At 67.4% G+C, this 20,844-nt stretch carries 16 protein-coding genes; 9 read left to right on the top strand and 7 right to left on the bottom strand.

Annotation, left to right across the window (positions count from 1 at the left end; all coding sequences use genetic code 11):
* Nucleotides 1–4 precede the first annotated feature (4 nt).
* Genes BWQ93_RS07705 through BWQ93_RS07695 form a run of 3 tightly spaced genes read right to left on the bottom strand, consistent with a single transcriptional unit; the run spans nt 5 to nt 4,249 of the window.
* Nucleotides 5–793 (bottom strand): phosphodiester glycosidase family protein, encoded by a 789-nt coding sequence (locus BWQ93_RS07705; RefSeq protein ID WP_077030019.1) that lies wholly within the window; start codon nt 791–793, stop codon nt 5–7.
* Nucleotides 790–2,307, bottom strand: coding sequence for an anthranilate synthase component I family protein (locus BWQ93_RS07700; RefSeq protein ID WP_077030018.1), 1,518 nt, complete (start codon nt 2,305–2,307; stop codon nt 790–792). Before BWQ93_RS07700 ends, BWQ93_RS07705 begins: the two co-directional genes overlap by 4 nt.
* A gap of 1 nt (nt 2,308) precedes the next feature.
* Nucleotides 2,309–4,249 carry a peptidylprolyl isomerase gene (locus BWQ93_RS07695; protein ID WP_077030017.1) on the bottom strand — a complete coding sequence of 647 codons (1,941 nt, stop codon included), beginning with the start codon at nt 4,247–4,249 and terminating at the stop codon, nt 2,309–2,311.
* Between the two features lie 155 nt (nt 4,250–4,404).
* On the opposite strand from BWQ93_RS07695, the gene tpiA reads away from it, so the two are divergent.
* From tpiA to BWQ93_RS07660, 7 genes are all read left to right on the top strand, one after another.
* On the top strand, nt 4,405–5,151 hold the full coding sequence (gene tpiA / locus BWQ93_RS07690) for a triose-phosphate isomerase (RefSeq protein WP_077030016.1): 747 nt from the start codon (nt 4,405–4,407) through the stop codon (nt 5,149–5,151).
* A 237-nt stretch (nt 5,152–5,388) separates the two neighbouring features.
* Nucleotides 5,389–5,838: a preprotein translocase subunit SecG gene (gene secG / locus BWQ93_RS07685; protein ID WP_077030015.1), complete on the top strand. Its 450-nt coding sequence runs from the start codon at nt 5,389–5,391 to the stop codon at nt 5,836–5,838.
* Nucleotides 5,839–5,958: 120 nt separating this feature from the next.
* Nucleotides 5,959–7,590 carry a CTP synthase gene (locus tag BWQ93_RS07680; protein WP_077030014.1) on the top strand — a complete coding sequence of 544 codons (1,632 nt, stop codon included), beginning with the start codon at nt 5,959–5,961 and terminating at the stop codon, nt 7,588–7,590.
* A 32-nt stretch (nt 7,591–7,622) separates the two neighbouring features.
* Nucleotides 7,623–8,309 (top strand): Crp/Fnr family transcriptional regulator, encoded by a 687-nt coding sequence (locus tag BWQ93_RS07675; RefSeq protein WP_077030013.1) that lies wholly within the window; start codon nt 7,623–7,625, stop codon nt 8,307–8,309.
* Nucleotides 8,310–8,648: 339 nt separating this feature from the next.
* A complete protein-coding gene (locus BWQ93_RS07670) occupies nt 8,649–9,899 on the top strand; it encodes a lipoprotein-releasing ABC transporter permease subunit (protein WP_077030012.1) in 1,251 nt (416 codons plus the stop codon).
* Nucleotides 9,892–10,566 (top strand): ABC transporter ATP-binding protein, encoded by a 675-nt coding sequence (locus tag BWQ93_RS07665; RefSeq protein ID WP_077030011.1) that lies wholly within the window; start codon nt 9,892–9,894, stop codon nt 10,564–10,566. The genes BWQ93_RS07670 and BWQ93_RS07665 overlap by 8 nt, the downstream gene beginning before the upstream one ends.
* Nucleotides 10,567–10,597: 31 nt before the next feature.
* Nucleotides 10,598–11,074, top strand: coding sequence for a glutathione peroxidase (locus BWQ93_RS07660; protein WP_077030010.1), 477 nt, complete (start codon nt 10,598–10,600; stop codon nt 11,072–11,074).
* Nucleotides 11,075–11,263: 189 nt separating this feature from the next.
* Here BWQ93_RS07660 and BWQ93_RS07655 read toward each other — a convergent pair whose 3' ends face one another.
* Complete coding sequence (locus BWQ93_RS07655; protein WP_077032272.1) at nt 11,264–11,878, bottom strand: Yip1 family protein; 615 nt, start codon at nt 11,876–11,878, stop codon at nt 11,264–11,266.
* A 139-nt stretch (nt 11,879–12,017) separates the two neighbouring features.
* Here BWQ93_RS07655 and dnaE point away from each other — a divergent pair, with 139 nt between their 5' ends.
* Nucleotides 12,018–15,509, top strand: coding sequence for a DNA polymerase III subunit alpha (gene dnaE, locus BWQ93_RS07650; RefSeq protein WP_077030009.1), 3,492 nt, complete (start codon nt 12,018–12,020; stop codon nt 15,507–15,509).
* Nucleotides 15,510–15,569: 60 nt separating this feature from the next.
* Nucleotides 15,570–17,174, top strand: a complete 1,605-nt coding sequence (locus tag BWQ93_RS07645) for a long-chain fatty acid--CoA ligase (RefSeq protein ID WP_077030008.1) — start codon at nt 15,570–15,572, stop codon at nt 17,172–17,174.
* Nucleotides 17,175–17,286: 112 nt separating this feature from the next.
* Here the strand turns inward: BWQ93_RS07645 and BWQ93_RS07640 are convergent, their stop codons facing one another.
* The 3 genes from BWQ93_RS07640 to BWQ93_RS07630 all read right to left on the bottom strand — a co-directional run bounded on the left by BWQ93_RS07640 (nt 17,287) and on the right by BWQ93_RS07630 (nt 20,844).
* Nucleotides 17,287–18,375, bottom strand: a complete 1,089-nt coding sequence (locus BWQ93_RS07640) for a PA0069 family radical SAM protein (RefSeq protein WP_198040495.1) — start codon at nt 18,373–18,375, stop codon at nt 17,287–17,289.
* A 194-nt stretch (nt 18,376–18,569) separates the two neighbouring features.
* Entirely contained in the window at nt 18,570–19,094 is a 525-nt protein-coding gene (moaB, locus tag BWQ93_RS07635) for a molybdenum cofactor biosynthesis protein B (protein WP_077030007.1), read from the bottom strand.
* Between the two features lie 4 nt (nt 19,095–19,098).
* Nucleotides 19,099–20,844, bottom strand: a complete 1,746-nt coding sequence (locus BWQ93_RS07630) for a lytic transglycosylase domain-containing protein (protein WP_077030006.1) — start codon at nt 20,842–20,844, stop codon at nt 19,099–19,101.

Here is a 20,844-nt window from a genome sequence, read left to right as displayed (position 1 = left end):
GAGGCTAGTCCGGGGAGCGATGAGTGACAAGGATCAGCGGGCCGAGCGGGTAGCGGCCGTCCATGCGGCCGCTTGCCGGATCCCAGAGCGCCGAGACGGTGCCGTCGAGGAACAGCGCGTCGCTTGTCTTGGCATGGTCGCGCATCAGTGCGGCGAGGGTGCCGAAGGACACGGGTTCGTCGGAGATGACGAAATGCGCGCGGCCTTGCGGGTCGACGCCGACCGCGTTGCGGAGCTTGAGCGAAGTGCCGCTGGGCGAAATCTGGGGGTTAAGCTTGCCGCCGATGAGCAGCATCGGGCCCGACTGGGTACCGAAGGTGGGACGTTCTGCAATTTTGGCGGCGAAATCGTCGCTGATCATCACCCGCCAGCCGCCTTCGGGCTCGCCGAAGAACACGCCGTTGGGCTTCAAGTAGAAATTGCCGCCGCCGTCGCGGGTGTTGAGCGGATAGAGGCGCTGGCCGTTCTCGGCATAATAGCCGATCGGTTCGCTGCCGGTGTCGTACATGCCGCCGTTGACCGCAAAGGCGACGGTCGCTGCATCGACATCCTCGGCGAGGCCCGCGAAGCCGCGGTAGATGACGCCGTTCTTGCCGGTGATTTTCGTCGATATGCGGTGCTGACCGGGCACGGCGATGCACTCGGTGAAGCGCTTGCCGTCGAAGGTGACGGGCTTGCAGGCCGAGGGCTTGGGCGGCTCCGCGGGCGCGGCGGGTCGGTCGCCGTTGCGGAGTGCGAACCAGGCTCCGGCAACCAGCGCGGCGCCCAGCACGAGCGCCGCGAGCCGCTTCACTGGCCGTAGCCGGGGGTTCCCGCGAGGCGAACCGCTTCGCGCGCGGCGGCGAAGAGCGCACCGGCCTTGGCCTCGCATTCGCGCTGTTCGTAGGCGGGGTCGCTGTCGGCGACGATGCCGGCGCCCGCCTGAACGTGCATTTCGCCGTCCTTGACGATCGCGGTCCTGAGCACGATGCAGCTGTCCATATTGCCGTCGGGGGCGAAATAGCCGACGCCGCCGGCATAGGGCCCGCGCGCATCGGCTTCCAGTTCGGCGATGATCTGACAGGCGCGCACTTTCGGGGCGCCGCTGACGGTGCCCGCGGGGAAGCCCGCGAACAGCGCGTCGATCGCGTCCTTGTCGGGGGCGATGCGGCCGATGACGTTCGAGACGATGTGCATGACGTGGCTGTAATATTCGACGGTGTAGCTGTCGGTCACCACGACGCTGCCACCGACGGCGGCGCGGCCGACGTCGTTGCGGCCGAGGTCGAGCAGCATCAGATGCTCGGCGCGTTCCTTGGGGTCGGCGAGCAGGCTGTCGCGGTTCTCGACATCCTCGGCGCCGGTGCGGCCGCGCGGGCGTGTGCCCGCGATCGGGCGGATCGTGATCTCGCCGTCGCGCACGCGCACCAGTATCTCGGGCGACGAGCCGATCAGCGCGAAGCCGGGCAGGTCGAGGAAATAGAGGAAGGGCGAGGGGTTCACGCGGCGGAGCGCGCGATAGAGGTCGAAGGGCGGCAGGTCGAAGGGTGTCGAGAAGCGCTGCGACAGCACGACCTGGAAGATGTCGCCCGCGGCGATATAGTCCTTTGCGGTCGCGACCATCGAGGCGAAATGCTGCGGGGTGATCGCGGGATTGGCGGTGATGGCGGTGGGGTCGGTCAGCGTGGTCGCCCGCGCCGCATGCGGGTTGGCGCTCGCGAGGCGCGCGGCGATGGCGTCGAGCTTCTCCTGCGCGGCGTCGATCATCCGGTCGATCGCGCCGTTGGCGTCGGGCCAGATCGGGGCGATCAGGAAGAGCTCGTCGGCGAGGCGGTCGAAGACGAGGATCACCGTCGGGCGCACGAACACCATGTCGGGCAGGCCGAGCCCTGCGCCCGGCGCGCGCGGGATGCGCTCGACGAGGCCGATGGTCTCATAAGCGAAGAAGCCGACGAGCGTCGCGAGCGCTTTGGGCAGCGACGCGGGCACGTCGAAACGGCATTCGGCGACGAGGTCGCGCAGCGCCTGAAGCGCCGGGGCGGCGACGGGCTCGAAGGTCGTGCGGTCGTGCCGCCAGTCGCGGTTGATCCGTGCGGTATCGCCGCGCACCTCGAACATCAGGTCGGGGTCGAGCCCGAGCAGGCTGTAGCGTCCGCGCGTCTCGCCGCTTTCGACGGATTCGAGTACCCAGTCGCCGCGACCCGGCTCGATCAGCTTGAGCGCCGCCGAGACCGGGGTCTCGACGTCGGCGATCAGGCGCTGCCAGACGACCGCGCCGTCGCCGCGCGCCAGCGCCGTGAGCGCCGCAGCCCTGCCTTCGAGCGCCACCCTATTGCGCGACCGGGGTTTTGCCGGTCAGTTCGTCGCGCAGCTGTTTCACGAGCTTCTGGTTGATCTTCACCCCGACGCGGCGCTTGGCCTCGGCGATCAGCTGTTCGGCGAGTTCGGGGCCGAACTGCTGCGACAGCGATTGCGAGAGGCCGGTCACGAGCCGCGGATCGACCTCCTTGGCGTCGGGGCGCTTCACCTCGCCGAGCTGGAGCACCATCCAGCCGCGGTTGCCGGGGATTTCGAGCGTCTTGACCGTGTTCGGCGCCATCGAGAAGAGCAGGGCGAGCTCGGGGGGAACGCGCTCGCCACCCCGGCCGAGTTCGCCGCGGCGCCCGCCGATCGTCTGGATGGCGCCGACCTGCGGCCCGGCGGCGCGCACGGCGTCGGCGAAGCTCGCCTTCCCCTCGACCGCCTTGACGATGCCGCGCGCCTTGTCGCGCGCGATCTTCTGGCCCTGTGCCAGTTTCCAGTCGGCGAGCAGCTCGCCGCGGATCTGCGCGAAGGGCGGGGGCGCCGAGGCGACGATGGATTTCACCGCATAGACCGCGAATTTCTCGTTCTCGACCAGCTGCGCGAGATGCGTCTCGCCCTCGCTGGCGCCCTGGAAGGCCTGCGCCATCATCGGTGCGAGGTCGGCAGGCAGCGTATAGGTCGGCTGCGCCGGGGCGCGGCCGCTGGGCAGGATCGCGGGAGTCTCGACGAGCGTCAGCTTGCGGTCGCCAGCGATCTCCTCGATCGACACGCCGCCGTTCGCGGCGTCCTGGACGGCGTTGTAATAGGTGATCAGCGCCTCTTCGGCCTTGTTCTTTTCGAGCTGGGCGCGGATTTCGGGGGTCGCCTGTTCGAGCGTCTTCGCCGCGGTGGTGGTGATCGCATCGACCTGCGCCACCGACCAGCCGAGGTCGGTCTGCGTCGGGCCGAGCACATCGCCGCGCTTGGCGGCGAAGGCGGCCTTGGCGGCGGCGGCGTTGGTCAGCCCCGAATAGGCGGTCTGGGTGACGTCGCCCGACGGCGCGGCGGTGAGCCCGGCGGCCTGCGCCGCGGCGGCGAGCGCGGTGCCGCCGCGGACCTTCGCGGCGATCGCATTGGCCGCAGCCTGGTCGGGGGCGATCACCTGCATGAAGCGGCGCGTCTCGCTGGCGGCGAAGCGCGCGGCGTTCGCCTTGTAGAGGTCGGCGATTTCCTTGTCGGTCACCGCGGGGACGGGCGCGACAGTGCGGTCGAACACTGCATATTGCAGGATCCGGCGCTCGGGGATGCTGAAGCGCGAGCGATTGTCCTTGAGATATTGCTGCAGCACCGCGTCGCCCGGATCGTTCGACGGGGCGAAGCTGCTGGCGGGGATGAAGGTCGCCTGGCCGCGGCGTTCCTCGACAAGGAGCGCGGCATAGGGGAAGGCCATGGCACTGCCGGTGCGCGGCGTGGTGCCCGCAGGCAGCGCTAGCTGCTGCATCATCAGCACCGTTTCGATCTGGCGGCGAAGCTGCGCCTCGCTGGTCCCGCTCTCGCGCAGATAGGCGTTATAGCGCGCCTGGTCGAAGCTGCCCGAGACGCCCGCAAAGGAGTCGGCGATCTGGCCGTCGACGAGCCTTTTGCTGACCCCGAAGCCGAGGTCGCGCGCGAACTGGCGGAAGGCCGCGCCCTGGATCACGTCGTCGAGCACGAGATCGAAGCCGCCCTCCTCGATAAAGGCCTCGCGCGTCAGGCCCGGCTGCTGCTGGCGCGCGCGGTCATAGGCCTGGTTGATGCTTTGGCGTAGTTCGGCGAGGCCGATCTGTTCGTCGCCGACGTCGGCGACGGTCGTATCGCCCATGCCGCCGCCGAAACCCGTGTTGCCGACGTCGCTGAGCGCAAAGAGCACGCCGATGAGGCCGATGAAGGCGAGGGCGAAAATCTTGCCAAAGGTGGAGGAAAAGAGGCTGCGGATCGCGGTAATCATCGAGCGGGCATTCTTTCGAGCGGGCGCGCGGACGCGCGGTTCGGTGCGGCTTTAGGCGGGACGGGCGAAGGCATCAAGGCGGGAAAGGCGGCTTGCCACTGGCGCCCGCGCGCCGCTAGGGCGGCGACAGGTATCGATATTGGAGGGGAGCGAAGATGGCGCGGCGCAAATATGTGGTCGGCAACTGGAAGATGAACGGGCTGTCGGACGCGGTGGCCGAAGCGCAGGCGATCTTCGCCGCGGCGGGCGAACATCCGGCGGTCGACGTCGCGATCTGCCCGCCCTTCACGCTGATCGGCGCGATGGCGGCGGCGCTGCCCGATGCCGCGATCGGCGGACAGGACTGCCACGCCGTGGCGTCGGGCGCCTATACCGGATCGGTGTCTGCTGCGATGCTGCTCGATGCCGGCGCGGCGCTGGTGATCGTCGGGCATAGCGAGCGGCGCGAAGGGTGCGGCGAGCGCGATGCCGACGTGAAGGCCAAGGCCGAGGCGGCGCTGGCGGCGGGGCTGGACGTGATCCTGTGCGTCGGCGAGCCGCGCGCGGTGCGCGAGTCGGGCGACGCGATCTCCTATGTGCTGGCGCAGGTGCGCGAATCGTTGCCGGAGGACTTCGACCCCGCGCGGCTGGCGATCGCCTATGAGCCGATCTGGGCGATCGGGACCGGGCTGGTGCCGACGGTCGAAGATGTGGCGGCGATGCACGGCGCGATCCGCGCGGCGCTGGCCGAACGGATCGGCGCGGGGGCGGAAACGGTGCGCCTGCTCTATGGCGGGTCGGTCAATGGCGAGAATGCCGCTGAGCTGCTGGATGCGGGCGATGTCGACGGCGCGCTGGTCGGCGGCGCGAGCCTGACCGCGGCGAAGTTCCTGCCGATCGTGGCGGCGGGGGCAGGGCTTTAAGGGCAGCTCCCAACCCCGTTCGTATCGAGCGAAGTCGAGATACGCTTGGGCAGCGCATGCGGTCGCGTGTCTCGACTTCGCTCGACACGAACGGACAAAAGGGTGGCGCATCGGGCTGGTCGTTTCGAGGGGGCGGTGACGCGCCATCCTTGGCGGGTTGAAGAAATCGCCCGCCCTCTCTATGTGCACCGCCAGACCGGCCGCGGTGCGGCCCCATGAATTTTCCGGGAACCATCGATGTCGAACCTCTTCACCTTCCTGCTCGTCCTTCAGGCCGTCGTCGCCGCCGCGATGATCGGGGTCATCCTGATGCAGAAGTCGGAAGGCGGCGGGCTTGGCGTCGGCGGCAGCCCCGCGGGTTTGCTTTCGGCGCGCGGCGCGGCCGATTTTATGACGCGCGCCACCACCGTGCTTGCCACTACGTTCGTCGCGCTGTCGATCATCCTCGCGGCGATGGCGTCGGTGCGCGGTTCGGGCGGTTCGACGATCGACACCTCGCTGTCGAAGGCCGGCCAGGCCACTCCGGCTGCGGGCGGCGCTTCGCCGCTGACCGGTCCGGCGCAGGCCCCGGCAACGGGCGCTCCCGCGACCGGCGCGCCGCAGGCGCTGCCGAGCGACGATCCGCTCGCCGCCGCGGCGGCCGCAGGCGCGCCGCCGGCCGAGGCGCCGGCTCCCGCCAAGAAATAAGCGGCGCCGCCGCACGGCGCTCCTCCCGCTCCTCGCATTCGCAGGCGGCGGAATTATTTCCGCGTCGCGCGATTCGACGGCTTGCGCCGTCCCCCTCCTGTTGAGTAAGTCTTTCCTCCCATGGCGCGGTTCATTTTTATCACCGGCGGCGTGGTCTCCTCGCTTGGCAAAGGTTTGATGGCGGCTAGCCTCGCCGCCTTGCTGCAAGCGCGTGGCTATCGCGTCCGCATCCGGAAGTTCGATCCCTATCTCAACGTCGATCCGGGCACGATGTCGCCCTATCAGCACGGCGAGGTCTATGTGACCGACGACGGGGCGGAGACCGACCTCGACCTCGGCCATTATGAGCGCTTCACCGGCGTCGCGGCGCGGCAGAGCGATAACGTCACCTCGGGCCGCATCTATCAGCAGATCATCACCAAGGAACGCCGCGGCGATTACCTCGGCGCGACGGTGCAGGTCGTCCCGCACGTCACCGACGCGATCAAGGCCTTTGCGCGCACCGACATCGACGATCTCGACTTCGTGCTGTGCGAGATCGGCGGCACCGTCGGCGATATCGAATCGCTGCCGTTCATCGAGGCGATCCGCCAGCTGCGCAACGAAGAGGGGCGCGACAAAACGCTGTCGGTGCATGTCACGCTGGTGCCGTATATCGCCGCCGCGGGCGAGCTGAAGACCAAGCCGACGCAGCATAGTGTGCGTGAACTCGCCTCGCTCGGCGTCCAGCCCGATATCCTGCTCTGCCGCTGCGAAAAGCCGCTGCCCGAGGGCGAGCGCGCGAAGATCGCGCAATTCTGCAACGTGCGGAAGGAAGCGGTGATTCCCGCGCTCGACGCCGATTCGATCTATTCGGTGCCGGTGCAATATCATGGCGAGGGGCTCGACGGCGAAGTGCTGCGCGCCTTCGGCATCCACGACGCGCCCGAGCCCGACCTGTCGCGCTGGTACGACATCATGGACCGCAAGCAGCATCCCGAGGGCGAGGTCACGATCGGCGTCGTCGGCAAATATGTCTCGCTGCCCGATGCCTATAAGAGCCTGAACGAAGCGCTGGTGCACGGCGGCATGGCGAACCGGGTCAAGGTCAACATCCGCTGGCTCGACGCCGAGATGTTCGAGGAAGACGGCAATCTAGCTGAGAAGCTCGAGCCGCTGCACGGCATCCTCGTCCCCGGCGGCTTCGGCGAGCGCGGGTCCGAGGGCAAGATTTCGAGCGTGCGCTTCGCGCGCGAGCGTAATGTGCCCTTCTTCGGCATCTGCCTCGGCATGCAGATGGCGTGCATCGAGGGGGCGCGGAACACCAGCGGGATTGCGGACGCGTCGAGCACCGAATTCGGCAAGACCGACGAGCCGGTCGTGGGCATGATCACCGAATGGATGAGCGCCGAGGGGCTGCAGCAGCGCGGCGCCGACACCGACCTCGGCGGGACGATGCGGCTGGGCGCCTATGAGGCGAAACTCTCGCCGAACAGCCATGTCGCGGCGGTTTACGGCGCGAACGAGATCAGCGAGCGCCATCGCCATCGCTACGAGGTCAACGGCGCGTACCGCGACCGGCTTGAATCGGGTGGGCTGGTCTTCTCGGGCATGTCGCCCGACGGCATGCTGCCCGAAATCGTTGAAAGACCGGACCATCCGTGGTTCATTGGCGTGCAATTCCATCCGGAGCTCAAGTCGAAGCCCTTCGACCCGCATCCGTTGTTCGCGGGTTTCATCGAGGCGGCGGTGAAGCACAGCCGGCTGGTGTGAGCGTCACGCTTTAACAGGGGAAACCGGGGCTTATGGATCACGCGAAACTCGCCGAGTTGCAGGGCCCCGACAGCATATTTTCCGGCCTGACGGTCCAGGACTGGGCCGATATCGCGGGGCGCGCGGTGCAGATCCAATTCGGCAAGGGCAAGGAATTGCTCTGCCAGGGCGACCCGGGCGACAGCCTGCTGATCCTGACCAGCGGCACCGCGCGCGTGTCGATGCTGACCGCGGGCGGGCGCGAGATCGTGCTCGCTTATGCCGAGCCCGGCGCGGTGCTGGGCGAGATCGCCTTGCTCGACGGCGGTGAGCGCACGGCGTCGGTGACCGCGACGAGCGCGGGCGGCGGCCTGCAACTCGGGCGCAATGCGCTGCGCGATTTCGTCACCAGCCACCCCGAATTCGCCTGGTCGCTGATGCAGCAGCTCGCGCGGCGGCTGCGCACTGCCGATCAGACGATCGAGAGCGACCGCGCCTATGCCTCGGGCCCGCGGCTTGCGCGGTACCTCAAGCGGCTGATTCGCAAGGACAGCCCCGACACGTCGCACCGAGTCGAACTCAGCCAGACCGAGCTCGGCAATTTTGCCGGGATGAGCCGCGAGCATATCAACCGCCAGCTGAAAAGCTGGGAGGAATCGGGGGTCATCTCGCTCGAACAGGGGCGGGTGCGCGTGCTCGACACCGAGATGCTCGAGGATATCAGCGAGAGCGAGGGGTAGGAATCACAACGCCCGGGCCTCTGGAGAGACCCGGGCGCCTGTGACGAACTACCGCCATCCCCCTTTTGCGTGGACGAGGCGAAGCGTCCACACTCCCCGGAACCGGGCCTTTAGCCGCGTGATCCAGAAGTCATTGGGCTAGGCCCCCGCAGACGGCTTGTCACCCTCTGGCGGTTAGCATGCGATGCTTTTGCAGGCGCCTGTGGCACATGGGCAACAGATTTTGCGAGTCTTTCGCAAGAGGGTCGCGGCGATCGCACCCATTGCCAGCGCGGGGGCGCCCCCCTAAAGCGGCGCTATGACCGCGATTTCCCGCCGGTCCGAGGGACCGACCCGCTCATGATCTTGCGTCCGTACGAGCGCACCATCTTCAAACGCTATCTGCTTCCGCATCGCGGCGAGGGTTTCATCTTCGTCGCCGCGGCGTTCAGCTTCACTGCGGTGATGCTGGGGGTCGCCGCGCTGGTTATCGTGATGAGCGTCGTGAACGGGGTGCGCGGCGAGCTGTTCGACAAGATCGTCGGACTCAACGGCCATGCGGTGGTGCAGGGCTTCGGCGGGCGCATCGACAACTGGCGCGACGTGCTAAAGGAAGTGCGCGCGACGCCGGGGGTGACCGAGGCGACTCCGATCGTCGAGCAGCCGCTGCTGACCACCTTCAACGGCCGGGTCGAGGGGGTGGCGGTGCGCGGCATGCTGGTCGCCGACATCCGCAACAACAATATCCTGAAGGGCGAAGTCAAGGCGGGCAGCCTCGCGCGGCTGACCGACGGGTCGGGCGAGGTCGCGCTGGGCTCCGAACTGGCGCGCAACCTGGGCGCCACGGTCGGTTCGCAGATCACGATCATCAACCCCGCGGGGCGCTCGACGCCCTTCGGCACGGTGCCGCGCGAGATCAGCTACCGCGTCGGCGCGATCTTCGAGATCGGGGTCTATGACTTCGACAAGACCTATATCATCATGCCGATGGCCGATGCGCAGCTGCTTTTGCTCACCGGCGACCAGATCGGGCTGATCAAGGTGCAGACCGAGGATGCCGACAAGGTCGGAGAGATACTCGATCCGTTGGCACAGAAGCTTTCGGCGCAGGCGGTGGTCTCCGACTGGCGGTCGATGAACAGCAGCCTGTTCGAGGCGCTGTCGGTCGAGCGCGTCGCGCTGTTCGTGATCCTGTCGCTGATCATCCTGGTCGCGGCGTTCAACATCGTGTCGTCGCTGATCATGCTGGTGCGCGCCAAGACGCGCGACATCGCGATCATCCGCACGATGGGCGCGACGCGCAATTCGGTGTTGCGCATCTTCGTAGCGATCGGTGTGTCGATCGGCGTCGGGGGGACGATCGTCGGGCTGATTCTGGGCTTTACCCTGCTGTTCTTCCGCAAAGGCATCCTGGCGGGGATCGGCTATCTGACCGGGCAGAATCTGTGGGATCCGTCGGTGCGCTTCCTGACCGAACTGCCTTCGAAGCCCAATCCGGTCGAGATCGGCGTGGTGGTCGTGATGACCATCGTCTTCAGCTTCCTCGCGACGCTCTATCCCGCCTTCAAGGCAGCCAATACCGACCCCGTGCAGGTGCTGCGCTATGAATGACGTGCTGCAACTGGTCGGGTTGACCCGGCATTTCGAGCAGGGCGGGGCGCGGATCGACGTGCTGCGCGGGGTCGATGCGCGGCTGCGCCCGGGCGAGATCGTCGCGTTGCTCGGGCCCTCGGGGTCGGGAAAGTCGACGTTGTTGCAGGCGGTGGGTCTGCTCGAGGGCGGCTTCGGCGGCAAGATCATGATCGACGGCGAGGATGTGACGCACTTCGACCAGGATGCGCGGACCGCGACGCGGCGCGAGAAGATCGGCTTCGTCTATCAGTTCCACCATCTGCTGCCCGATTTCAACGCGGTCGAGAATGTCGTGCTGCCGCAGCTGATCCGCGGCACGGGCCAGGCCGAGGCCGAGGAACGCGCGGCGGAATTGCTGACGCGGCTGGGGCTGGGCGAGCGGCTGCACCACAAGCCGAGCAAGCTGTCGGGCGGCGAGCAGCAGCGCGTCGCGGTGGCGCGCGCGCTGGCGAACCGGCCGCTGCTCGTGCTCGCCGACGAGCCCACGGGCAATCTCGACGAGGCGACGGCGGACCGCGTGTTCGACCAGTTCGTCGCGCTGGTGCGCGACCATGGCTCGGCGGCGCTGGTCGCGACGCACAATGAGCGGCTGGCGGCGCGGATGGACCGCGTGATGCGCTTGCACGAAGGGCGCGTCGAGGCGTAGGTTCGGGCAATCGGCATCTGGGGAGACGAATATGGCACTTTACGATCTTTCGGCGAAACTGCCGGGCGGCGGCACGCAGTCGCTCGCCGACTACAAGGGCAAGGTGCTGCTGATCGTCAACACCGCGTCGAAATGCGGCTTTACCCCGCAATATGAGGGGCTGGAGGAACTCTACCGCGACTACAAGGATCGCGGGCTGGAGATATTGGCTTTCCCCTGCAACCAGTTCGGCGCGCAGGAGCCGGGCAATGCCGAGGAAATCGCGAACTTCTGCTCGCTGACCTATGACGTGTCCTTCCCGCTGATGGCGAAGATCGACGTCAATGGCGACGATGCCGATCCGATCTTCAAGCATCTGAAGAAGGAAAAGACCGGGCTGCTCGGCAGCGGGATCAAATGGAACTTCACCAAATTCCTGGTCGACCGCAACGGCAAGACCGTCTCGCGCCACGCACCCACGACCAAGCCCGAGCAGCTGCGGAAAGAGATCGAGGAATTGCTGGGGTAGGGGGCTTCTGCTCTTTCCCCTTCAGGGGAGAGATACAGAAGCTTGGCAGCTTACTGCCTAGCCGGAGTTGAGAGGGGTTTGCGACCGCCAGCGGCTAGGCCCCTCTCCAAGCTCCGCTAGCTCCTGACGGAGCAAGCTGCGCTATCCTCTCCCCTGAAGGGGAGAGGGCTTTGGAGCGCAGCGCCGCCGCTAACCTACCGTCACCGCCGGCGGCGCCATCATCGGGCCGGTGATCGCGGCGGTGATCAGGCCGATCACGAAATAGGCGGCGATCGCCGCGACGATGAGGATGAGCACGAAGACCACCGCGCGGTCCTGCGGCACCTTCATCACCGGGGTGACGCCCAGATAGAGCAGGTAGAGGCCGTAGAGGCTGGCGAGCAGACCCAGCGCCGCGATGGCGGGGACGATGCCGAAGATGCCGCCGAGATAGCCCGCGGTCCCGGCATATGCCGCGAGCTTCATCGCCTGCGTACGGTCTGAGGTGCCGCCGAACGACGGCGCGAGCGCGTCGATGATGAAGGTGACCACCCCCACCGAGACGAGTGCGAGCAGATAGCCGACGATCGCCTGCGTGAGGCCCGCCATCAGGCTGGGCTTGAAGCTGACCCCGAACAGCTGGATTCCGAAGACCTGCATGCCGATGAAACCGGCGATCGGGCCGATGGCGGCGAGGGGGACGACGTAGCGCATGAAGATGCCCTGCGCCGAGTCGGGTTCGGTCGCAACGATCTGCCACTCGCTTTTAGGCTGCAAGATCATGGCTTTGGCTCGTGCGATCAGGCTGGCGGAACCGTTGCTCATGGTCACTTTCCCCTTGCTGCTTCGATGGCGGCGATTGGGGCATGGATTGTCCGCGGATGCAATGAAAAGGCCATATCGGCGGGCGCGGCGCGCGCGATTGAGCATGGCCGAATCGCGGTTGTCACGGTAGCGTCATCCGATGGCCTACAGCCCCTTTGTCCCGCTCCGCGTCTTTTCCAGCTACACCATGCTCGAAGGGGCGATCGACCCCAAGGCGATTGCCAAGGCGGCGCGCGAGCGCGGCTTTCCGGCGATCGCGATCTGCGACCGCAACGGGCTCTATGGCGCGATGGCGTTCGGCGAGGCGTGCCAGGCCGCGGGCGTCCAGCCGATCGTCGGGGTGTTCCTCAGCGTCGCGCGGCCAGGGCCGCGGCTTGCCAATGGCGCGCCGCAGATCGACTGGATCGCGCTCTATGCGCAGCATGAAAAAGGGTACGACAATCTGTGCGCGCTGGTTTCGGCGGCGCATCTCGGGCGGCCGGTCGAGCAGGACCCGCATGTCACCCTGGCGTCGCTCGCGGGGCGGACCGACGGGCTGATCTGCCTGACCGGCGGCGGCGAGGGCGCGCTGGTCCGGCTGCTGGCGGGCGAGCAGCAGTCGGCGGCGGAGGATTATGTCGAGCAGCTGGAAGCGCTGTTCGGCGAGCGGCTCTATATCGAATTGTCGCGGCGCGGTGATGCGGGGGAGAAGGCGGCCGAAAAGGCGCTGGTCGAAATGGCCTATGCGCGCGCTTTGCCGCTGGTCGCGACCAACCCGGCGTCCTTCGTCGAGCCGCAGTTCCACGCTGCGCACGATGCGATGCTGTGCATCGCGCAATCGGCCTATGTCGAGAGCGAGGACCGGCGCGTGTCGAGCCCCGAGGCGTGGCTGAAGCCCGCCGAGGCGATGGAGGATGCCTTCTCGGACCTGCCGGAGGCGATCCGCAACAGCGTCGTGATCGCGCAGCGCTGCGCCTATATGGCGCCGAAGCGCGCGCCGATCCTGCCGAGCCTTGCGGGCGACCGCGAGGGCGAGGCGGCGCAGCTCGCCGCCGACGCGCGCGCGGGGCTGGAAGCGCGACTCGCGTTGATCCCCGATCTGTCGGCCGAGGACCGCCAGGCCTATGTCGAGCGGCTCGATTTCGAGGTCGGGGTCATCGTCCAGATGGGCTTTCCCGGCTATTTCCTGATCGTCGCCGACTTCATCAAATGGGCGAAGACGCACGATATCCCGGTCGGGCCGGGGCGCGGGTCGGGCGCGGGCAGCGTCGTCGCCTGGGCGCTGACGATTACCGACCTCGATCCCCTCAAGCTTGGCTTGCTCTTCGAGCGCTTCCTCAACCCCGAGCGCGTGTCGATGCCCGACTTCGACATCGACTTTTGCGAAACGCGGCGCGGCGAGGTGATCCGCTACGTCCAGGAGAAATACGGCCGCGACACCGTCGCGCAGATCATCACCTTCGGTAAGCTGAAGGCGCGCGCGGTGCTCAAGGACACCGGCCGCGTGCTGCAGATGAGCTATGGCCAGGTCGACCGGCTCGCGAAGCTGGTGCCCAACCATCCGACCGACCCGTGGACGCTCGACCGCGCGCTGAACGGCGTGTCCGAGCTGATGACCGAATATAAGCAGGACGACGGGGTGCGGCGGCTGTTCGATATGGCGCGCCAGCTGGAGGGCCTGCCGCGGCACAGCTCGACCCACGCCGCGGGCGTGGTGATCGGCGACCGGCCGCTCGACCAGCTCGTCCCGCTCTATCGCGACCCGCGCTCGGACATGCCGGTGACGCAGTTCGACATGAAATATGTCGAGAGCGCGGGGCTGGTGAAATTCGACTTCCTAGGCCTCAAGACGCTGTCGGTGCTGAAGGAAGCGCGGCGATTGCTCGCGCTGCGCGGGATCGACGTCGATCTCGACGCGCTCGCCTGGGACGACACGGCGGTCTACGAGCTGCTCCAGCGCGGCGAGACGGTCGGGGTGTTTCAGCTGGAATCCGAAGGCATGCGACGCACGCTGTCGGCGGTGAAACCGACCAATTTCGGCGACATCATCGCGCTCGTCGCGCTCTATCGTCCGGGGCCGATGGACAATATTCCGCTGTTCGGCGCGCGCAAGAACGGGCGCGAGCCGATCGCCTATCCGCATCCCCTGCTCGAGGGCATCCTTGCCGAAACATACGGCATCTTCGTCTATCAGGAACAGGTGATGCAGGCTGCGCAGATCCTGGCCGGCTACAGCCTCGGCGGCGCCGACCTGCTGCGCCGCGCGATGGGCAAGAAGGTGCAGGCGGAGATGGACGCGCAGCGCGACACCTTCGTCAAGGGCTGCGGCGAGCACAACGGCATCGACGCGAAGGCCGCGAACGAGCTGTTCGACTTGATCGACAAATTCGCGGGCTACGGCTTCAACAAGAGCCATGCCGCCGCCTATGCGCTGCTGTCGTACCAGACGGCGTGGCTGAAGGCGCACCATCCGCACGAATTCTTCGCGGCATCGATGTCGTTCGACAGCCATCAGACCGACAAACTCTCGATCTTCATCGACGACATGCGCCGCCTGAACGTCGGCATCGCGCCGCCGTCGATCAACGACAGCGAGGCCGATTTCTCGGTCGGCGAGGCCGATGGCGAGCTGGCGGTGCGCTATGCGCTCGGCGCATTAAAGGGCGTCGGCGAGAAGGCAATGGAGGCGCTGGTCGCCGAGCGCCGCGCGCATGGCGATTTTGCGAGCCTCGACGATTTTGCCGGGCGGATCGATCCGAAGCAGCTCAACCGGCGGCAGATCGAGGCGTTGGCGGGGGCGGGGGCTTTCGACCCCGTCGAGCCGGAGCGGCCGCGCGCTTATGCGGGGGCCGAGGCGCTGCTCGCCTGCGCGAACAATTCGGCACACGAGCGCTCGACGGGACAGGGCGGGCTGTTCGGCGGCGACGTGGACCTCGCGCCCGCGCTGCAATTGCCCGCGGCCGAGCCCTGGACGCTGGGTGAACGGATGACGCGCGAGAAGGAGGCCTTCGGCTTCTATTTCTCGGCGCATCCGGTCGAGCAATATGAGGCGATCGTCGCCGCGCGCGGCGCGCGCAGCTATGGCGATATCTGCGCCAATGTGGCGATGAGCCCGGGGACGCGCATCCCGATGATGATGGCGGCGATGGTCGAAAGCGCGCGCCCGCGCGTGTCGCAGCGCGGCAACCGCTTCCTCAATTTGACCCTGTCGGACCGCAGTGGGCAGTTCCAGTCGAGCTGCTTCGACGAGGGCGCGGGCAAGGTCCTGGAAACGCTCGCGGGTTTCGGCGGCTGCGCGATGCTGTCGGTCGAGCTCGACCTGCTCGAGGGCGAGGAGACGCCGCGCGTCACGGTGCGCGGCGCGCAGCCGCTTGCCGACATCGCGGCGACCGCGGCGCTGCAGCTCGAATGCCGGATCGAGGCGGCCGAGGCGGTGACCGAGCTGGCACGGCTGGCCGAGCGGCGCGACGATGCGCGCGGGGCGATCATCGTCACCACGGCCGATCCCGATACCGGGCGCGACATCCGCATCAATCTCGGCCGCCGCTTCGCGCTCGACCCTGATCTCGTCGCGCGGCTCGAACTGGTCGCTGGGCTGGTGGAGCCCAAGCTGTCGCTCGCGGCGCCCAAGGATTTCCGCGTGCGCGGATAGCGCTTGCGCCCATCGCATCCTCGGCCTTATCCAAGGCAAAACCACAAAGAGGATGCCGAAATGGGAATGCAGGGTCAGCCGTTACTCGTCACCAGCCTGATCGACCACGCCGCGCGCGAGCATGGCGGGCGCGAGATCGTGTCGCGCTGGGCCGACGGCAGCATGACGCGCTCGACCTGGGGCGAGGTGGGCAAGGACGCGCGGCGCTTCGCCGCGGCGATGACGCGGCTGGGGTTGACCAAGGGCGACCGCATCGCGACGCTGGCGATGAACCATGGCCATCACCTCGTCAGCTGGTACGGCAGTGCGGGCATGGGCGGCGTGCTGCATACGGTGAACCCGCGGCTGTTCGACGAGCAGCTCGTCTACATCATCAACCATGCCGAGGACCGGGTGCTGTTCTTCGACGCGATGTTCCTGCCGATCGTCGAGCGGCTACGCCCGCAATTGCCGACGGTCGAGCATTTCATCCTGTTCGATGCGCCGACGCAGGACGGCTATCTCTCCTACCGCGACCTCATCGATGCTGAGGACGGCAGCTTCCAGTGGGTGGCGCTCGACGAGCGCGATCCGGTGGGCCTCTGCTACACCAGCGGGACGACGGGCAATCCCAAGGGCGTGCTCTACGAGCATCGCTCGAACGTCATCCCCGCGACCACCGAGATCCAGCCCGACGTGTTCGACATGTCGAACCGCAGCGTCGTGCTGCCGATCGTGCCGATGTTCCACGCCAACAGCTGGGGCATCCCCTTCGCCGCGGCGACGGTGGGGGCGAAGCTGGTCTTTTCGGCGAGCAACGATGCGCAAATTCTCTGCGACCTGATCCACGCCGAGGGCGTGACGCACAGCGCGGGGGTTCCAACGGTGTGGATCGCGATGTTCGCGCATATGGATCAGGCGGGCATCGGTTACGGCAAGCTGAAGCGCGTCATCATCGGCGGTTCGGCATGCCCGCGCGCGATGATCGAGCGCTTCATGCGCGACGATATCGAGGTCGCGCACGCCTGGGGCATGACCGAGACCTCGCCGATCGGGACGATGGGCAAGCGGCCGTGGAACTGGGACGCGATGAGCTTCGACGAGAAGGTCGACAATGTCGCCAAGCAGGGCTGCCCGCCCTTCGGCGTCGAGCTGCGCACGGTCGACGACCACGGCGCGCTGCTGCCGCGCGATGGCGAAACGAGCGGGCGGCTGCAGATCCGCGGGCCGTGGATCATCCAGCGCTATTTCCGCGCCGATGAGGATGCCTCGGACGACGACGGCTGGTTCGACACCGGCGACGTCGCGGTGATCCACCCCGACGGAGTCATGCAGATCACCGACCGCGCGAAGGACGTGATCAAGTCGGGCGGCGAATGGATTTCGTCGATCGAGCTCGAAAACGCCGCGGTCGGCGCGCCGGGGGTGCAGGAAGCGGCCGCCGTCGGGGTCTATCATCCCAAATGGGACGAACGCCCGATCCTGCTGATCGTCAAGAAGCCGGGCGCCGAGACGAGCGAGGCGGTGATCGTCGATTATCTCAAGGACAAGGTCGCCAAATGGTGGCTGCCCGACGAGGTGGTCTTCGTCGACGAACTGCCGCACACCGCGACGGGCAAGATATTGAAGCGCCAAATCCGCGACGATTACAAGGACTATAAGCTGAAGTCGCTGGTGGGGGCGTGAATCCCTAAATCCCGTTTGCCCTGAGCTTGTCGAAGGGCCGTCCTTTTCTGCGAACGTCACAAGAAAGAACGGTGCTTCGACAGGCTCAGCACGAACGGATTTGGAGTAAGTTTCAAAACAGCTCCATCTGCCCCTCGCGTTCGGGCGGGCGGAACAGGTCGCTGCGGATCGGGGGGAAGCTTCCGTCCATGCCATGCGCGCGCGCGGCGCGTTTGACGCGGGTGCGGATGAGCTGCGCCCAGACGCCGTGGCCCTTCATGCGGGTGAAGAAATTGGGGTCGTTGTCGCGGCCGCCGCGGATGTCCTGGACCATGTGCATGACCTTGTCGGCGCGGTCGGGGTAGTGAGCGGCGAGCCAGGCGCGGAACAAAGGCGCGACCTCGAACGGCAGGCGCATGAGGATGTAAGACGCCCGGATCGCGCCGGCCTCGGCGGCCGCTTTCATAATGGCCTCAATCTCATGATCGGTGATCGCGGGGATGATCGGCGAGATATTGACTTGCGTCGGCACGCCGGCGTCGATGAGCGCGCGGATCGCGGCGAGGCGGCGGCGCGGATGCGGGGCGCGCGGTTCGAGCGTGCGCGCGAGGGCGGGATCGAGGCTGGTGACCGAGACCGCGACGCCGACGAGGCCGTCCTTCGCCATCCGGCTCAAGAGGTCGATGTCGCGGAGGATGCGGTCGGACTTGGTGGTGACGATCAGCGGGTGTCTGGTCTCGGCCAGCACCTCGATCACGCCGCGGGTGATGCCCCATTCGCGCTCGATCGGCTGGTAGCCGTCGGTGTTGGTGCCGATCGCCAGTGGCGCGGCCTTGTAATTGCGCTTGGCGAGCTCGGCGCGCAGCAGCGTCGCGGCGTCGGGCTTGGCGAAGAGCCTGCTCTCGAAATCGAGCCCGGGCGAGAGGTCGTGGAAGGCGTGGGTCGGGCGCGCGAAGCAATAGATGCAGCCATGCTCGCAGCCGCGATAGGGGTTGATCGAGCGGTCGAAGCCGATGTCGGGCGAGGCGTTGCGCGAAATGATCGTCTTGGGGTGCTCGACGGTGACCGTGGTGCGCAGCCGCGGCGCGGCGCCGTCGATCGTTTCGGATTCGTCGAGCCAGTCGCCGTCGGCCTCGCGGCCGAGCGAGCCGGTGCGCGTCGGGCGAAGATTGGTCGGCGCGCCGCGGCCGGCGATGGGGGGAAGGGGTTTGGGCGATTCCACGGGTGGAGGATATCGCCTTGTTTAGAACAAAGGAAGAACATTTGTGGTTGTCGTTCCCGCGAAGCGGGCATCGGTTCGCTTCTTCGTGCCTTTGCGCCTTTGCGTGAAACCAGAAAAAATCTCACGCAAAGGCGCAAAGGCACGAAGAAGGAATAAGCTGGATCCCCGCTTCCGCGGGGATGACGATATGGGTGTTACTCGGTCAACCGCGGGATGAGGTCGACGAAGTTGCAGGGCTTGTGCCGAGAGTCCAGCTGGGTCGACAAGATGCCGTTCCACGCGTCCTTGACCGCTCCCGTCGAGCCGGGGAGCGCGAAGATATAGGTGCCGCGCGCGACCACCGCGCAGGCGCGCGACTGGATCGTCGAGGTGCCGATCGTCTGGTAGCTCAACCAGCGGAAGAGTTCGCCGAAGCCGGGGATGTGCTTGCCGTCGAGCGCGTGCAGCGCCTCGGGCGTGACGTCGCGGCCGGTGACGCCGGTGCCGCCGGTGGTGATCGCGACGTCGACCGCGGGGTCGTCGATCCAGTTGTGGAGGCGCGAGACGATCAGCGATTTTTCGTCGCGGATGATCGCGCGGTCGGCGAGGATATGGCCCGCGGCGGTGAGCAGTTCGACGAGCGTATCGCCCGATTTGTCGTCGGCTGCACTGCGGCTGTCCGAAATGGTCAGGACCGCGATGCGGACCGGTTTGAATTCCAGGTTTTCGTCGATCGGCATCGCCCTAGTCGGCGTTGGTCAGGCCCGGCGCGTAGCTCAGCCGCACCCGGTCCTTGCTGTCGGGGAAGCGCGGCCATTTGCCCTGCGCCAGCGCGGCTCGGCTGACCGAGGGCTTGCCCTGCTGCGCTTCGTACATCCAGTAGTTGCGCAGCACGATGCCGACATAGCCGCGCGTTTCCCAATAAGGGATCGATTCGATGTAGAGCAGGGGATCGCCGCCGTCGCGGACCTCGGTCTGCCAGCGTGCGATCGGCGCGGGGCCGGCGTTATAGGCGGCGATGACCTTGGGCAGCTGGCCGCCGGTCGAGCCGTCGCGGCTGAGATATTCGAGGTAGCGCTGGCCGAAATCCATGTTGACCGCGGGGGTCTTTAGGTCGCCGGGGCCGCTCGCGTCGCCGTTCCAGCGCGCGAGGTCGCGCGCGGTACCGGGGCGCACCTGCATCAGCCCCATCGCGCCCGCGCCGCTGACCGCAGCGCGCTGGAAGCGCGATTCCTGGAGGGTGTGGGCAAAGACGAGCGCGGGATCGACGCGCCAACCGCCATTGGGCTCCCATTTCGGCTGGGGATAGCGCGTCGAGGCCGCGAGCTTGCGCCCCTGCGGCGTGTTGTGCGCGAGCCAGAGCTGCGTCTCGGGCAGGCTCAACGCATTGGCGATAGCGATCAGCTGCTCGTGCTGGCTCGCGTTGCCGATGCGTGCCTGATGGCGGAGCGCCTCGCCGGCATATTGCTCCTCGCCGATCTCGGCGAGCGCGATCGCGGCGCGGACATTGGGCTGTTCCTCGAGCGCGCGCCAGGCGCTGCGGTCGGGGCGGGCGGTCTGCTGGCGCACGACGCCGTCGCCGAGCGTCTCGGCGGCGAGCAGGCCGTAGAAGGTTTCCTCGTTGGCGGCGGCGGCGCGAAGGCGCGGCTGGACCGAGGCGGGCTCGCCCGCGGCCATCGCGGCGCGCGATGCCCAATAGTGGGCCGCGGCGCGCAGTTCGCTATCGGGCGCTTCCTTGGCGACGCGGTCGAAGGCGGTCAGCGCGGTGCGATAATCGCGCAGGCGCCAAGCGGCGAGGCCCTGCGTCCACGCACCCTGCGTCGCCCAGGCGCCGCCGTTCTGGGTGCAGGCGAGCGCCAGGCGCAGCGCGTTCGCGTCGTCATTCTCAATATAATAGGACCAGGCGACCTTCTGCTGCCATTCGGCGCGCGCCTGGGGGCTGAGCTTGTCGATCACCGCGTTGAGCAGGGCCTCGGCGCCGGCGGGGTCGTCGTTCTTGATGCGCTCGGGGATGCTGCTGGCGAGGCCGTTCGCGAAGGGGTCGCTGACGCTGTCGGCGCCGACGCGGCGCGGGGCGCTGCCCGCCCAGCTGAGCCGCGTCTGATAGGGGAGCGCGGGGATATCGGTCGCGCCGCGCTTCGCCGCTAGGCGGCCGAGCTGCTCGGCCTGCGGAAGGTTGGGCGAGCGCGCCAGGATCGGCATGATGTCGGCGACTTCGGCCTTGGGACTGTTCGGCGCGACGAGCAGCTCGGCGCGCAGGAAATCACTGAGCGGGCCGTTTTCGGCGCCGTCGAGGAGCGCGCGCGCTTCCGCCCAACGCTGGCCGCGGATCGCGCTGACCACTTGCGAATAGAGCTGCTTCTGCTTGGGCGAGAGCACGCCCGGCACCGTTTGTGGCGCCATGGTCATCGGATCGCCCGCGTCGGCAGCGATCGCCGGGCTGGCGGCGGAAAACAGGAAGGCGGCGGCGAGAGCCGTGATCGTTTTCAT

The sequence above is a fragment of the Sphingopyxis sp. QXT-31 genome (genome assembly GCF_001984035.1).
Lineage (GTDB): Bacteria > Pseudomonadota > Alphaproteobacteria > Sphingomonadales > Sphingomonadaceae > Sphingopyxis.
The sequence above is the reverse complement of the archived record's forward strand: the minus strand, read 5'-3'. Positions and strand labels throughout refer to the sequence as shown.

What these genes read in the sequence shown, in the direction of transcription:
- tpiA (WP_077030016.1), top strand. Translation starts at nt 4,405, where the DNA reads ATGGCGCGGCGCAAATATGTGGTCGGCAACTGGAAGATGAACGGGCTG.
- BWQ93_RS07660 (WP_077030010.1), top strand. Translation starts at nt 10,598, where the DNA reads ATGGCACTTTACGATCTTTCGGCGAAACTGCCGGGCGGCGGCACGCAG.
- BWQ93_RS07655 (WP_077032272.1), bottom strand. Translation starts at nt 11,878, where the DNA reads ATGAGCAACGGTTCCGCCAGCCTGATCGCACGAGCCAAAGCCATGATC.
- BWQ93_RS07680 (WP_077030014.1), top strand. Translation starts at nt 5,959, where the DNA reads ATGGCGCGGTTCATTTTTATCACCGGCGGCGTGGTCTCCTCGCTTGGC.
- BWQ93_RS07645 (WP_077030008.1), top strand. Translation starts at nt 15,570, where the DNA reads ATGGGAATGCAGGGTCAGCCGTTACTCGTCACCAGCCTGATCGACCAC.
- dnaE (WP_077030009.1), top strand. Translation starts at nt 12,018, where the DNA reads ATGGCCTACAGCCCCTTTGTCCCGCTCCGCGTCTTTTCCAGCTACACC.
- BWQ93_RS07695 (WP_077030017.1), bottom strand. Translation starts at nt 4,249, where the DNA reads ATGATTACCGCGATCCGCAGCCTCTTTTCCTCCACCTTTGGCAAGATT.
- secG (WP_077030015.1), top strand. Translation starts at nt 5,389, where the DNA reads ATGTCGAACCTCTTCACCTTCCTGCTCGTCCTTCAGGCCGTCGTCGCC.
- BWQ93_RS07670 (WP_077030012.1), top strand. Translation starts at nt 8,649, where the DNA reads ATGATCTTGCGTCCGTACGAGCGCACCATCTTCAAACGCTATCTGCTT.
- BWQ93_RS07675 (WP_077030013.1), top strand. Translation starts at nt 7,623, where the DNA reads ATGGATCACGCGAAACTCGCCGAGTTGCAGGGCCCCGACAGCATATTT.
- BWQ93_RS07665 (WP_077030011.1), top strand. Translation starts at nt 9,892, where the DNA reads ATGAATGACGTGCTGCAACTGGTCGGGTTGACCCGGCATTTCGAGCAG.
- moaB (WP_077030007.1), bottom strand. Translation starts at nt 19,094, where the DNA reads ATGCCGATCGACGAAAACCTGGAATTCAAACCGGTCCGCATCGCGGTC.
- BWQ93_RS07630 (WP_077030006.1), bottom strand. Translation starts at nt 20,844, where the DNA reads ATGAAAACGATCACGGCTCTCGCCGCCGCCTTCCTGTTTTCCGCCGCC.